This is a genomic window from Dysgonomonas sp. GY617, assembly GCF_015233815.1.
Taxonomy (GTDB): Bacteria; Bacteroidota; Bacteroidia; order Bacteroidales; family Dysgonomonadaceae; genus Dysgonomonas_A.
On record NZ_JADCLR010000026.1, the window covers coordinates 15,662 to 30,461 of the forward strand.

The 14,800-nt window shown below is 35.9% G+C and carries 11 protein-coding genes and 1 tRNA gene; 5 read left to right on the top strand and 7 right to left on the bottom strand.

Annotated features, from left to right (window positions below; genetic code table 11):
* Positions 1 to 55: 55 nt before the first annotated feature.
* The 3 genes from IR022_RS14810 (at position 56) to IR022_RS14820 (ending at position 4,128) form a co-directional block, all read left to right on the top strand.
* On the top strand, positions 56 to 2,443 hold the full coding sequence (locus IR022_RS14810) for a BACON domain-containing protein (protein ID WP_194204317.1): 2,388 nt from the start codon (positions 56 to 58) through the stop codon (positions 2,441 to 2,443).
* A 5-nt stretch (positions 2,444 to 2,448) separates the two neighbouring features.
* On the top strand, positions 2,449 to 3,573 hold the full coding sequence (locus IR022_RS14815; RefSeq protein ID WP_194204318.1) for a clostripain-related cysteine peptidase: 1,125 nt from the start codon (positions 2,449 to 2,451) through the stop codon (positions 3,571 to 3,573).
* A gap of 111 nt (positions 3,574 to 3,684) precedes the next feature.
* Positions 3,685 to 4,128: a GNAT family N-acetyltransferase gene (locus IR022_RS14820; RefSeq protein WP_194204319.1), complete on the top strand. Its 444-nt coding sequence runs from the start codon at positions 3,685 to 3,687 to the stop codon at positions 4,126 to 4,128.
* Between the two features lie 66 nt (positions 4,129 to 4,194).
* On the opposite strand, the gene IR022_RS14825 is transcribed toward IR022_RS14820, so the two are convergent.
* The gene (locus IR022_RS14825; RefSeq protein ID WP_194204320.1) at positions 4,195 to 4,926 is read right to left on the bottom strand and encodes a YggS family pyridoxal phosphate-dependent enzyme; all 732 of its coding nucleotides are present in this window, start codon (positions 4,924 to 4,926) and stop codon (positions 4,195 to 4,197) included.
* 78 nt (positions 4,927 to 5,004) lie between these two features.
* On the opposite strand from IR022_RS14825, the gene IR022_RS14830 reads away from it, so the two are divergent.
* Entirely contained in the window at positions 5,005 to 6,423 is a 1,419-nt protein-coding gene (locus tag IR022_RS14830; RefSeq protein WP_194204321.1) for a PLP-dependent aminotransferase family protein, read from the top strand.
* A gap of 49 nt (positions 6,424 to 6,472) precedes the next feature.
* Here IR022_RS14830 and IR022_RS14835 read toward each other — a convergent pair whose 3' ends face one another.
* Positions 6,473 to 7,483: a GlxA family transcriptional regulator gene (locus IR022_RS14835; protein WP_194204322.1), complete on the bottom strand. Its 1,011-nt coding sequence runs from the start codon at positions 7,481 to 7,483 to the stop codon at positions 6,473 to 6,475.
* 161 nt (positions 7,484 to 7,644) lie between these two features.
* On the opposite strand from IR022_RS14835, the gene gap reads away from it, so the two are divergent.
* Positions 7,645 to 8,655 (top strand): type I glyceraldehyde-3-phosphate dehydrogenase, encoded by a 1,011-nt coding sequence (gap, locus tag IR022_RS14840; RefSeq protein WP_194204323.1) that lies wholly within the window; start codon positions 7,645 to 7,647, stop codon positions 8,653 to 8,655.
* 127 nt (positions 8,656 to 8,782) lie between these two features.
* Here gap and IR022_RS14845 read toward each other — a convergent pair whose 3' ends face one another.
* From IR022_RS14845 to IR022_RS14865, 5 genes are all read right to left on the bottom strand, one after another.
* Positions 8,783 to 9,499, bottom strand: coding sequence for a DKNYY domain-containing protein (locus tag IR022_RS14845; RefSeq protein ID WP_194204324.1), 717 nt, complete (start codon positions 9,497 to 9,499; stop codon positions 8,783 to 8,785).
* A 142-nt stretch (positions 9,500 to 9,641) separates the two neighbouring features.
* Positions 9,642 to 9,729 (bottom strand) — tRNA-Ser (locus IR022_RS14850).
* A gap of 148 nt (positions 9,730 to 9,877) precedes the next feature.
* Positions 9,878 to 10,768 carry an endonuclease/exonuclease/phosphatase family protein gene (locus tag IR022_RS14855; RefSeq protein ID WP_194204325.1) on the bottom strand — a complete coding sequence of 297 codons (891 nt, stop codon included), beginning with the start codon at positions 10,766 to 10,768 and terminating at the stop codon, positions 9,878 to 9,880.
* A gap of 34 nt (positions 10,769 to 10,802) precedes the next feature.
* Complete coding sequence (locus tag IR022_RS14860; protein WP_194204326.1) at positions 10,803 to 13,691, bottom strand: PD-(D/E)XK nuclease family protein; 2,889 nt, start codon at positions 13,689 to 13,691, stop codon at positions 10,803 to 10,805.
* A gap of 95 nt (positions 13,692 to 13,786) precedes the next feature.
* Positions 13,787 to 14,755, bottom strand: a complete 969-nt coding sequence (locus tag IR022_RS14865; protein WP_194204327.1) for a phospholipase A — start codon at positions 14,753 to 14,755, stop codon at positions 13,787 to 13,789.
* Between the last annotated feature and the right edge of the window lie 45 nt (positions 14,756 to 14,800).

The following is a 14,800-nucleotide window of genomic DNA, read 5'->3' on the forward strand; positions in this document are numbered from 1 at the left end:
TATAATCCGCAGAAAGACAAATAAATTTTGAAACAATCAATATATAAGTAGCAAAATGAAAATATATAGATTATACATTTACCCGATTTTTATTTTGAGCTTCATCCCGATGCTGTTTTTCAGTTCATGTGTAGTTGACGATCAAGATAATGAAATAATAGATACAACAGGTAATGCCAATGTCACCTTTACGCTTCAAATGCCAGGACAAGTTGAAGGAGGAAAAACCTATGCTTTGAATGAATCTAACGAAAATGAAGTAAAAACTATCGAAATATTGGCTTTTGACACCAATGGTGCTTATCAGTACATAGCTTATAGTGATGTGATTACAAACAATGGAGCATCAGATAAGAAAAAATTCACGGTTAAACTAGTAAAAGGCACATCCGATCTTGTAATATTGGCTAATGCCCGATCTATTGTTACCAGCAGCTATCCCACAGGTATTCCATTAAATACACCCAAAGCAACCGTATTGAGTAGTCTAAAGATGGATAACGCCAGTAAATGGATTACCAATACATCCTTACCAACCTACAAAGCTATTCCGATGTGGGGAAAGACCGGAAATCTCACTATTAATGAGAGTACTACAATTAACGATATTAAAATGATACGTATGCTAGCTAAAGTAGACGTAGCTCTATCAACTGGCGTTGCTAAAGCCAACTTTCAATTAAAAAGTGTTAGCCTTTATAACTATAACAACAAAGGATCCTTGATACCAACAGGAGTCGGAACCTGGGACGATACCAATAATAAAGCATTATTACCCAATGTGCCAATTGATGCTACTAAGACTTTAGGCCCATTAGTGTATGAAAATGCCGAAATTACGACTGTCAATGTCTCATCTATAAGTGAAATATATACTTTTGAAGCAATTAAAGGCACTTCTGCAAATTCGTCACAAAACACCTGCTTGGTAATAGGAGGTGTTTACATTCCAGATAACACAACATACTATTACCGTATTGATTTCTCAAATACTGTAAGCAATGTTACAACCTATCTCGATTTACTACGTAATTATAGTTACAAAGTTAATATAACTAACATAAGTGGCCCCGGCTTTACCAGTGCTACAAGTGCCTTCAATGCAGGACCTGTAAATATAACAGCCAATATATCTGCTTGGAACGATGGAGGGTTATCAGATATAAGCTTCAATGGGCAATATGCACTTGGTGTAAGCGAAAGCAACATTACATTATCTAAAGAGCAAACCTACTCAGGTATAACTGTGAGTACTAGCTACACAGGAGCAACTCCACGATGGACAGCAGTTAGCTCAGATAGTTGGTTGACCTTATCATCAGCATCCTCAGCAATCGAAAAATCAGTTCTTCTATATACAGCTTCAGAAAATACGACAGGATTAAGCCGTTCGGCAACCATAACTATCACAGCTGGCTTAATCGTGAAAACCATTTATGTAGTTCAAGGGACGGATAGTTATCCTCTTTCCGTTGCTAGTGAGTCTAATTCTTATATTGTCGCCCCACATAGTCTGGGAGTAATGCTACCGGTTAGTCGTGCCAATGCCGACCTAACAACACGCATAGGAGCAAGCGATGCCTTTACCGGTAACTTAATCTGGACCGACAATATAAACGGTCTTAGTCTAAACTCTCCAATCCATCGAATTCTTCGGGTAGGCACAGGTAATTCAGGCAAAATAATTGCGGTACCAGGAACTGTTGAAGGTAATGCTCTTATTAGCGCAGAAGTAGGAACAGATGCCACCAAGATAAAATGGACCTGGCATATCTGGGTTACCAATTACACAACACCTACAGGTATTGCAATAGGCACCTTTTTAAATCGAAATATGGGAGCTTTGAGCGGTACACAAACAACTCTTAGAAGTGAATGGGAAAAAACAGTAGGATTAGTATATCAGTTTGGACGTAGCAACCCTATGCCTTCAACCTTAGGAAATGTATATGGAGCAAGTGGAATAACCCCTCTTTCTGTTTCGACTACAACTACCAATACCCTAGCTTCTGCAATACAGAACCCATTAAATATGATGACATCGGGATGGACAGGATCAGCGGCTGGTAACTCATGGAACACTTTATTAGGGGCAAAAACAGTATATGATCCTTGTCCTGTAGGATGGCGAGTACCGAAAGTTTTAGCTTGGGCATCACTCCTACTTTCAAACTTCCCCGTAAGTGGTACATGGACCGATCCGAATGCCACAGGAGGAAGATCTAACGCTTCTATTGGAGGTTTCTACCCTGGAGCCGGATACCGCATAGATACCTCTATTAATTTAGTAGGAGCTGCCGGATTCTATTGGGGTGCTCTCGCTTCAGCTACTGTGGGTTATTCCTCTGGTCTCGTTTTTGGACCTGCAACTCTTGAAACCAATTATAATCTCAATTATAATGTTGCAATCTCAGTTCGATGTGTCTCTGAAACATCATTATAACAAATATGAGGATAAAGTTGAACATAAAAATAAGTTTTATCATACTTTTAGGCTTGGTAATGCTAAGCTGTGAAAAAGATGCAGCAACAGAGCCTATCAAGAATATTAATCATGTTCTTCTTGTATATATGGGAGGTGATAATAGTTTATCAGAAGAAACATATCAGAAGATTGAAGCATTGAAAAAAGCATACCAACCTAGTGAAACCAATAGGTTGGTTATCTATAGTGATCCTTCTGACGATACGCCCAGATTAATTGAGATAGTTAAAGAAAATACTCTGAATGTAGAGAAAAGCATAAGAGTATATCCCGAAGAGAATTCTGCCAGCGCAATTGTTTTTTCTAACATTCTGAAAGAGGTAAAAGAATTATATCCAACAACTTCATATGGTCTCATATTATTTTCTCATGCCTCGGGCTGGTTACCTTACAAGACATTATTACGACCCCGATCAATAGTATCTGATCAACAAGACGAAATGGATCTAATAGATTTTGCGACAGCGTTACCCGATCACTGTTTTGATTATATCATTTTCGAAGCATGCTTTATGTCAGGAATAGAAGTTGCCTACGAACTACGTGATAAAACAGATTATATACTTGCTTCTTCTGCTGAAATATTATCGCCCGGGTTTACAAACACTTATTCCGAAAATATTAATTATTTGTTCGAATCGCCAGCTAATCTGTCCAAATTTGCAGATAAAGCATTTACATACTTTAATAATCAATCGAACTCTGATAGATCGGCTACTTTCTCGATCATTAACACCAATAAATTGAATAGTTTAACTGAATGGATAAAACTCAATTGTGATTTTCAGAAAACAACAGTTCTTACCACAATTCAACATTTTGATCGCTATAAGTATCATCTTTTTTTCGACTTTGAAGATTATTACTCTCAATTATTAAATACTAAGGAACAAAAAGAAGAGCTCAAGCACCTTATAGAAGAATGTGTTATATGGAAACAGGCTACACCTAATTTTATGCTCGAATATCAGGGCTTTCCAATCAAGAAACATTCTGGTTTAACTACATATATACCTCAAGCAGATTTCCCATATCTAAATGAATCCTATAAAAAGACTAAATGGGGACATAAAATATTTAATAAATAAACTAATTCAACCTGCAACTGGACTAGCTATATATTTGTTTTTTGGCATACCAAACTCACAAGAGGTTACTCTAATTTTGTCATTCAATTCACTAAACCAGTTATATTACTTATGAAACAAATTGAAATCGCAACATTAGAACACTTAAATGAGTTTGCAGAATTATTCGATAGTTATCGTGTATTTTACGAACAACCATCCGATTTAGAAAGAGGTAAATCTTTTCTAAAAGAACGTATTACGAACAAAGAAACAGTTACCTTCTTGATAAAGAAGGATAATAAACATGTAGGCTTCGCTCAGTTATATTCCTTATATCACTACAAAACGTTGAAGCGTCAATGGCTTTTGAGTGATTTATTCGTTGACCCTGCTTATCGAGGATCGGGTCTCGCAATAAATCTCATCGACCAATGCAAACAGTATTGCATCGAAACTGATGCTTGTGGACTATTGCTGGAAACTCAAAAGACAAACAAAATAGGTAACAGCTTATATCCTAAATGCGGTTTTGAATTAGATAGCGAGCACAATTACTATAATTGGTGGAACTAATTATAAAAAACAGAAAGCAGTAAGAACATGTCTTATGGCTTTCTGTTAATAAAAATAGGTTCAATATTACTTACCTATCTGTTCATTCCAATAAAAGCTATCGGGGTATATACGCGATCCAAAAACGGATGTTCCTACACGAAGCATTGTAGAACCTTCTTCTATAGCAGCTTCAAAATCGCCACTCATACCCATTGATAATACATCCATAGCAACGTTATCGATGTTTTGAGAGATCGTTTGTTGCTGTATTGCTTTTAGTAAGCGAAAGCATTTTCTTACAGATTCATTATCAGAACTTAGAATGCCGATAGTCATCAAGCCTTTTATATTTAGTGTGTTATATTGAGCTATATTTTTAATTAAAGCTATTGCCTCATCAGGTGCAACACCAAATTTACTATCTTCAAAAGAAGTGTTTACTTGTATCAGAATATCCATCGATCGACCTTCATATTGTAGACGTTGATCAAGCTTTTGAGCTAAATCGAGTCTGTCAACAGATTGAATGCAGGAAGCATATTTCAGAACATCTTTTATTTTATTGGTTTGTAGATGACCTATAAAATGGCGTTCTACGGAACAGTCTCTTAGCTCAGGATCTTTATCTCGGAGCTCCTGAATTTTATTTTCGCCAATTAATGATTCTCCACAGTCCAAAGCAATCTTTATTTTATCAGGAGTAACGGTTTTAGTGGCTAGTAACAACCTTACATCACTTTCGTCTCTGCCTGAAGACTTACATACGGCTTTTATACGGCTATGGATATATGCTAGATTTTCTACTATAGTATTCATAATTATTCTTTTTCTATAAAAATACATACAAGATGGTCTATATTTGTATACCACTTGTAATTAAATAAGATATACCAGATGCTTCGACCTTGGACTTTTCAAATACAATTCGAAAGAGATTCGAAGAAAGCAATTTACCTGCAAATTACAGATTATATTATTGATCTGATAAAAAATGGAACACTTAAATCGGGAGATATCTTACCTAGCAGCAGGTTACTCGCATTAGATTTAGGAATAAACCGAAACACAGTAATCAAAGCTTTAGACATCTTGATTTCGGAAGGATGGCTATATAGCGAAGAACGCAAAGGCTTGTTTGTCTCTGCCAATCTCCCAGCGAAAGAGAGGTCTAGATACAAAAAAGATATACAAAAATCGATTTTACAAAATCAAGAGAAAGAATCGGTCATAATATTCGACAGTGGACTACCCGATACACAGATAGCTCCTATGCGCGAATTAGCTAGTGCTTATAGACAGATATTCAACCGCAAGGCTCGAATAAATCCAATGCTCAACAGAAGCGAGTTTGGAGCACTTCGTTTTAGAGAGTCTGTCTCTAGAATGCTGAATCAAACAAGAGGAATGCATACTGACTATTCGGAGATATGCATTACCCGAGGTAGTCAAATGGCGTTGTTCTTGATAGCACATGCTTTATTGAATAAAGGTGATTTAATTCTGGTCGAGAATCCGGGTTATGGACCTGCATGGGAAACTTTTCGACATGCAGGAGCAGAGCTTATTCCAATTTCGGTGGATGAGAAAGGGATTGATGTCGAAGAAATTGAGAGAACTGCATCTACTCAACAAATAAAAGCTGTATATATAACTCCTCATCATCAATATCCGACTACTGTTATTATGAGTCTAGATAGGCGTCTGCGATTGATAGAGCTATCTAACTTATACGGATTCACAATTATAGAAGATGATTACGACTGCGATTTTCATTTCGGTCTTCGTCCCATAGCACCCCTATCCTCTTTAGACGGTGCTAATGATACAATATATATAGGAACCTTTAGTAAAATGATATCTGAAAGCCTAAGGGTAGGATATCTTGTTGCGAATAATAATATTATACAAGAAGTAGGCAACCTCAGGCGCATAATCGATTTGCAAGGTGACAACATTATGGAACAGGCTATTTTAGAACTAATAGAGTCGGGTGTTATCAAAAAGCATATTCGAAAAGCATCTAAATATTACTTGAATAAACGTAACTACTTTATTTCTTTAATTAGCAAATACCTCTCCGATAAAGTTACCTATAAAGAACCAGAGGGAGGTTTAGCATTTTGGTTGAAACTGAGAAACAAGCAGGACATAAATAAACTTAATCAAGCCCTCAAGCTTAGAGGTGTCAGTATAATTCCTTGGACAAATTATTCTTTCGATAATAAAATAGATGGAATCCGCTTAGGTTATGCATCACTATCAGAGAGTCAGTTAGAAAAGGGTATTGAAATATTAAGTAAGGTGATTAGATAAACTGATCTATCGTAAATACTTTATCATAAAATAATAATACCCTCTCCTATCATGAGGCACTCATAAAAGAGGATTGAAAACTCTTCCGATATTGAGCTGGTGAAACCTCTAAGAGACTTATAAACTGGCGACGCAGATTTTCAGCCGTTTTTAATCCACAATAAAAAGCTATTTCATCTAACGAAAGTTCCGTCTCTATCAGATGCTGACAAGCATTATCAAGCCTCAACTTATTTATATACTTTGCAGGGGTAACCCTCAATTCGCGAACAAAAACCCGTGCAAAATTACGAGGACTCATCGCAACATGTTCAGCAAGCTTTTCTACAGTAAGATCTTCTTTGAGATGTCCGAGTATCCATTCACACACTTTTCTTATAGTTGGATTTCCTATACTTTTACAATCTAAATATGTACTAAACTGCGACTGATTTCCGGGACGACTCAAATAAAAAACCATCCATCGAGCAACATTCAAAGCAAAGGACTGTCCAAAATCTTCTTCTATCAAAGCCAAAGCTAAATCCATACCCGAAGTAATCCCCGCAGCTGTGTATATATTGCCATCTTTTATAAAGATGCGTGCTATCTGAACATCTACTGAAGGATACATTTGTGCAAATTCTTCGTTTTTAGACCAGTGAGCAGTAGCTTTTTTTCCATCAAGAAATCCTGCTTCTGCCAAGATAAAGGCACCTGAACATACCGAACATATCCGACGAATAACTTTTTCTTGTTCCTTCAACCATTCCACCATCTTATTTTTAAGATTCGGGTCAAGGTGTCGGGCTAATCCTGTAATTATTAAGGTATCTATAGGATAGTCTATTTCAGTATAGCAACCCTCGGTCAATATAGATAATCCGGAGGATGTAGTAATTAATTTTTCCGTCTCCATAGATACAACATGCGTCTTATAAATGAAATCCACTTTATTTCGGACGAGATCAAACTGTTCAATAGCTTTAGAGAATACATCCAAAGGACCTGCTGTAGTGAGCAATGTAGAATTGGGAGGAACGAGCAACACTACATGTCTTATTTTTAATTGCTTACTCATACTTTCTTTATTTTGATATTTAAAAGTAGATATTATTTATCAGAACAAACCCGAAATGGCAGGAATTGTGCATTTTTTGTCATTTCAGACAACAGTATTATAATGTACCTTTGTAATACAAAAGATATCAAAAATATTTTATCACTTAAAACCAATTCATTATGAAAGCAATTAAAGTAGGTATTAATGGTTTTGGACGTATTGGACGTTTAGTTTTTAGAGCCGCACAAAGCAGAAGCGATATACAAATAGTTGGAATAAATGACTTACTAGATGTTGAGTACATTGCTTATATGCTCAAATACGACACTATTCATGGACAATTTGACGGAACCATTGAAACAAAAGACGGAAAGCTTATTGTAAATGACAATACAATTCGCATTACAGCGGAGAAAGATCCAGCTAATTTGAAATGGAATGAGATAGAAGCCGAATATATAGTAGAATCAACAGGATTATTCTTAACAAAAGAGAAAGCACAAGCACATATTACCGCAGGAGCTAAATACGTGGTTCTATCCGGTCCCTCTAAAGACGATACCCCGATGTTTGTTCCAGGTGTGAATGATGATAAATATACAAAAGGAACACAAATTATATCGAATGCATCATGCACAACAAACTGCTTGGCATTGATTGCAAAGGTATTGAATGATAATTTTGGCATAGCTGAAGCATTAATGACCACTGTGCATTCTACAACAGCTACTCAAAAGACAGTAGATGGCCCATCGATGAAAGATTGGAGAGGTGGAAGAGCTGCTTCGGGCAATATTATTCCTTCTACAACGGGTGCTGCAAAGGCAGTAGGAAAAGTAATTCCCGAATTGAATGGAAAAGTAACAGGTATGTCTTTCCGAGTTCCTACTCTTGATGTCTCTGTTGTAGATTTAACTGCTCGATTAGCTAAAGAAACAACCTATGAAGAAATATGTAAGGTTATGAAAAAAGCTTCCGAAGGTTCATTAAAAGGTTATCTCGCGTATACTGATGAGGATGTAGTATCGTCAGATATGATAGGCAACTCTAACACTGCTATTTTTGACGAAAAAGCAGGAATACAGTTAAGCCCAACCTTTGTAAAAGTAGTTGCATGGTATGATAATGAGTGGGGATTTTCTTGTAAGGTACTCGATTCTATTGCTACAATGAAGAAAGTTAACGGATAAAGAATAATTTCTAAATTCAATAATTGAAACAGGCTGCTTTCCTAAATGAAAGCAGCCTGCTTTTTATATAAATATTTATACTTAATCTTTCTCTGAAACGCTTCAGTTGAGAATTATAGACTCTCTTTTAATCCCTGCTTATTCTCCCTCTATAATATACATTCCAATTATCTTTGGCATAGCCATCTTCCATGTATTTAAAAGATGACGCAGAAGCTCCTTTTATTGCTTCTCCTCTATAAAAAACAGTCCAATTATCTTTGGCATAACCACCTCCTAAATTATTAAAAGATGATGAAGAGGCATCTTTAATTACTCCCCCTTTATAAAAAACTGTCCAGTTATCCTTGCCATATCCATCCTCTAAGTATTTAAAAGATGATGAAGAAGCTCCTTTTATTTCCTTCCCTTTGTAAAATACTGTCCAACTATCTTTCGTATATCCGTCACCTAAAGGCTTGGATGAAGAGATAGAGTTTTTTTCAACAACTTTACCTCTGTAATAGGCTCTCCAATTGTCTTTCGCATGACCATCTTTTAAATATTCAAATGAAGAGGAAGAGGCATCCTTAACTATCTTGCCTTTATAAAAAACCCTCCAGTTATCTTTTCCATATCCGCCATCCAAGTACTTAAAAGAGGAAGAGGAGGCATCTTCAACAACTTCTCCATGATAGTATACGCGGAAATTATCTTTTGCATAGCCTCCACCTAAAGGTTTCAAGTTTTTAGGCTGTGTAATTTCTATCGAGGTAAGTTCTCCATTGTTATTCTCGAAAGCTGATAGGTTATCTGATTTAACAAATAGCAAACTAAATATAAATAGGACAACAAGCTTTTTCATAGTATTCAATAATTATTAGATCTGCTAATATACACATTTGATCAAAAATTATACTTCTCTATTATATGTTTTTCAACTATGGGTCAAAACAAAAAAATCGCTATAAGTATTCAACTTATAGCGATTTTTTTTCCAGATTTGGTGGCGGAGAGAGAGGGATTCGAACCCCCGGTACCTCACAGTACAACGGTTTTCAAGACCGCCGCGATCGACCACTCTGCCATCTCTCCAGTGCTTCATTTACGAGGACTTTTCCCCTAAAGCGTTGCAAAGATATGCACTTTTTTCTAATTCCAAAATAATATCTAAGCTTTTTTCTACTTTTTTCAGCAAAGGATTACAAGAAACAACTTAGACAATTAATAAACAGAAAGATAACTATCGACCTACCCTATTCTTTAATTCAAACAAGACTGGATAATGATCAGAAGAATAATCGGTAAAACTGTCTTTTAGTACCTCTGAAGTAATTGCATCAGCCTCCATATTCTTACTTATATAAATAAAGTCAATTCTACTCTTTGTATCCTCTGTCTCATTCGGATTAAATATTTTTGTATCACAAGTCGAAATAAAGTCTTTGAGAAACACTCGGAGAACGTCTACAAAGCCAAAATCAAGAATATTTTGATGCACACCATAGTCTAATGCCTTACCATTCACTAAATTTTTCACATACGAATATTCAATATCATTCCCTTCCATACTCTTTGCTAATTTTCCATTGTTATAATGTTCCTTATCAAGAGGTGTTACCGAATTAAAATCACCCATAATCATCCATTTTTCATTTGAGGGATAAGATGCTATTGTCTCCAATATAAGATCGATCTCTTCATTTCTCTTTTGATACTTATGGGGGCTTAAATGCAGAACGATAATATTAATATCTTTAATACGGGCTGTGATAAAGCCATGATGCATATTGTCGAGCACCTTAGATACATTTACAATAGGGTATTTTGAGGTTAATGCTACCGGATAGCCATCTTCTTTCAATAAGACAGCATAAGGATGTCCGTATTGGCGAGCAAATTCCTCCAAGCGTTTTTGGGTAAAATTATTCATTTCCTCCAATGCCAGTATATCTGGATTCTGAGATTTTATCCAATTAGTAAACAATTCTTTATTGGAAGTTTTATCTGTTTCCATACCAACGAGAACATTATAATTAATGATTCTCAGTTTTTCTTGGGCGATAGATAAACTAAAACTGATTGCAAGTAAAAAAAGAAGCATACTCCATGCTTTGAAATGTGTTTTTCTCATGTCAACAATAATTAAGGTTCGAAAGTATAAAATCTTACTTCTTACAAATATTGGTAAAATTGCACCATTCGCAAGGTTTACCCGTTGTAGTTTGAGTAAAAGAAGTATCAATAGAAAAGATTTCTTCCAGACAAGATTCAAAGTGTTCTTTAAATTCCTCTCTTAATCCAGAAAAATCTGAAATAATATCCTTATCTGTTCGGGTAGGTCTGTGCTCTACACTCGGACTAAAGCTAGAATCGAATAAATTACGCAAATAATATATACCGGGTTCTAATACTACTGTAGGATATTCGAGCATATACAGATGTGCATACATAAATACTTGCATAACTGCTTTGGGGCGGTCTTTAGCATCCTTATCAAACAAATGCTCCATGTTCTTAAAAGTAAGCACCCCCTTGCCCGTTTTGTAGTCGATAATGCGGGTATGACCGCGCACCTCATCTATACGATCTATAAAGCCTTTTAATGATACCGTTCTACCCGATGGTAATGTATAATTTACAGCAATCCGCTTTTCCGATTCCACGTAAATAAAAGGAGTCAGTTTAGCATCCGTAGCTAAAACCTTTTGTATATATCGCTTAAGAACCTCTCCCGTCAAGAAATTTTGACCGGTGAGCCTCTTTATCTTATTTGCTTTAAAATAATTTTCGGCAAAAGATCTTTCAGTCATTTCGGTAAGTAGCCTATCATCTTTAGCCATTTTATGCAGCAAATCAGCAGTCACCAGCTTACCCTGCAAAGGTTGGTACAGCCACTCCATCACCGAGTGAAATATACTTCCAAATGTGCTGGCTTCTATCGTTTCGGCAATCTCATCTTCCTCCTGCATACGTTCTACTACCGAAAAGTAAAACTGCAAAGGACAGTCGAGATACATGTTTATCGAACTTGCCGATAAACTACGCTCACCTGTAAGGAAAGCACTTAACTTACCTATTATCTGTGGTGTTTTAGGAATTGAAATAGATATACTTTCGTTTGACGAAACTTCATATACAGCCAAACGCTCGCGTATATCAAACATATTCGGATATAGATGCTTAAGCTGATAAAAGTAGCGGCTCACTTCCCCACCCTGCAACCCTTCGGTTCGCGTATCATAAAGAAGATAAATTCGCTTAGCACGATTTATAAGGCGGTAAAAGTGATATGCAAAGATACTATCCTGATGCTCGTAAGTTGGCAAACCAAAACCTTTACGAAGGTTATAAGGGATAAAAGAGTTCGCTCCCTTTTTCATTGGGAATATCCCTTCGTTCATAGAAAGCATAATCAGATTATCAAAATCAAGAGCACGAGTTTCGAGCACTCCCATAACCTGCAATCCCGACAGAGGCTCACCACTAAACGGAACAGTTATTCCGACAATCAGCTTTTTCAGAAGTTTGAAATAAGTATCAACAGACATTTCTGCATCCACATTTTTCAAAGCATCTTCCATCTTATTGATGGTTTTATAATATTCGATGATAAACTCACATTCCATATCTATGGAACGAGTACTCGTATCGTCGTCTGTCTTTTCTAATCGAGATAAAGATAGTGATCGCTCCAAAAGAGCTAATATATCTCTTAAATAAGAGGCTGTATCACTCCAATGCTCCAAAGGTTTGAAAATAAGACTAAGCAAAGGATGAATACTTAATTCTTCTACCGAAACCAATATCTTATTATACTTAATAATATCGGTACGTAAACGCACCACCTCATCGCCTGCAACCCTAGTTATATAACGATGATTGAGAATTGACAACACAAACCGATAATAATAACCGGGATTACCACTTACTATTCGGATATTACGCTGCAATTCGAAAACATGATCCATTAAGCCCGCTATGGATGAATTAACAAGACCATAACCCATAGTTACGTTAATCTTATCAATCTCTTCGGGAATAGAATATAAAGTAGGTAAAAGCAGATTTTCGTCAGGAAGCACCAATGCAGTTTTCAAAGCTTTATCAGGAGACATTATTTGCTCTTCTTCTATCAGTGTCTTAAGTATTGAGTGTACATATTTAGCCTGACCAACTACCGAAGGAATACCAATAACCTCTAAAACAGGTTTCTCCATTTCCAAAGCTTCGGGTTCTAATGATAATTGAGATGAGAAGAACAGTTTATTCTTGTCAATAAAAAATGAAGCTTTATTATCAGGGTCTTTTACTAACGAGGAAGAGTAATCCCAATAAAAATCGGCAACTCCCCTATTCTGTAAATACTTTAAGAGTTCTTCTTCGGATTTACTATGACCATTCAGACCAACAAAAACAATACGTTCGAAGGGTATTTTCAAGTCTAGTTTGGCTTTAGCCTGCTCGGCAACCTCCCTAAAAATCATTCCTTCGTAGGCTAGTCCATTTTCTCGTAACTCATTTCTTAACGAAGTATAGAGCTCAAATAAAACCTGCCACATTTCGAGAAACTCCTTTTTGCGATCGCTCTCTCCTACCGGAATAAAACTAGACCAAAAACGACGAATAGCTGTTATCTGTTCTTCTGTCAGATAGCTAAATCCGGCATCAATCTCTTTTAAATCCTGAATATTAGAAAAGAGTTGCTCTGCATCAACCATGTATTTATCTACATCATCGAAATCGTTGAGAAGCATTTCGCCCCAAAACAAAAACTCATCAAATGTTTCGAGAGAGCCGCTTGCCCGTTTATAGATATTATAAAGCATAAACAACTGCTCAATACGATCGGCAGTATTCAAACCACTCAACCGACTAAACAAGTCTGCAATAGTTAATATTTCGGGTGAAAATATTGGTTTTCGGGCAATTTCCGAAAGGTACTTCTGAAAGAATAATCCTGCACGACGGTTAGGAAACACAAAAGTAAAATTACTTACTTCCTGCCCAAATTGCTTATAGTAAGCCTGTGCAACATTATAAAGAAAAGGGATCATCTCTCTTTCAGTTTTAAAGTCTCCGATCTCCTTATTTAACCTATTCGGTTTTTAGAAAAAAGACAGTAAGACTCAATTATATAATATCTCAATCATTAGTATATAAACCTAAAGTTAGGTTTAATTACGAATCCCAGACGAAAACGTTGATGAAATTGATTATAATCTAGCAAACCCTCACCATATCCATTATAAAATTCGAAAAACAAATATTGGTTTTCATCATGAAATAATCGATATGCAAAGTTCATCGTAATATTGGCATTTAGGATATTTCCCCCACGCTTATTTATAACTAAACTAGTGTTGAATTTTTCTTTCTGATTATAACTTATTGCTGAAGTTGCCCAACCTCTATATCGTACAATATTTCTATTGTTCTCTCCATCAACAATAGGCACCCACAGTTTTGTAAAATATGACCAATGATGGTTAATCTTAAACTGTCCTCCAAAACTTACTTTGTTCCAACTTCGAGAATCTTCGCCATCTTTTCCATTCGATTCATGTTCCAACTGAAAAGCAATTTCTCCTAAATATCTATTTTTATAGACCAAAGGTTTAGCTAAACCAATAGATGGATTAAAATTGATATCTCGAAAAGGAAATGATTCTTTAAAAACATCCCAGAATGCCAATTGGGTATATGTTAGAAACAGATAGGTACGGAATGGTAATATACTATTAGTCAAACGTTGCGAAAAACTTATTTGGAATTTCGCATCCGAATTATCCCTATTTGGGTTACGTAATAGTTCTGTACCAACAACAACATAGTTATCTTTATATATACCAAACGAAGGAGAATCATCAAAAACTTTAATCAAACTATCTGCAATAAACTCTCTGTCCGGTTTAAATACCGAGTTTAAAACCTGATCGGCTTTTTGATTAAAACGTGACACGGTTGTAGAATCAGAAGAAAACAACCCTTTACATTTATATTCGCGAGGTTCCGTATGATCTCTAATTTCGGGCTCTTGTCCAAATAATAAGGCAATATTCCCTACAACAAAAAGAAATAAAAAGAAGGCTATTTTTTTGCCTTTATTCAATTTGTACATAATCTTAATTTCCAATAAATAAATGTGTAAAATAAAGCCGGTAAA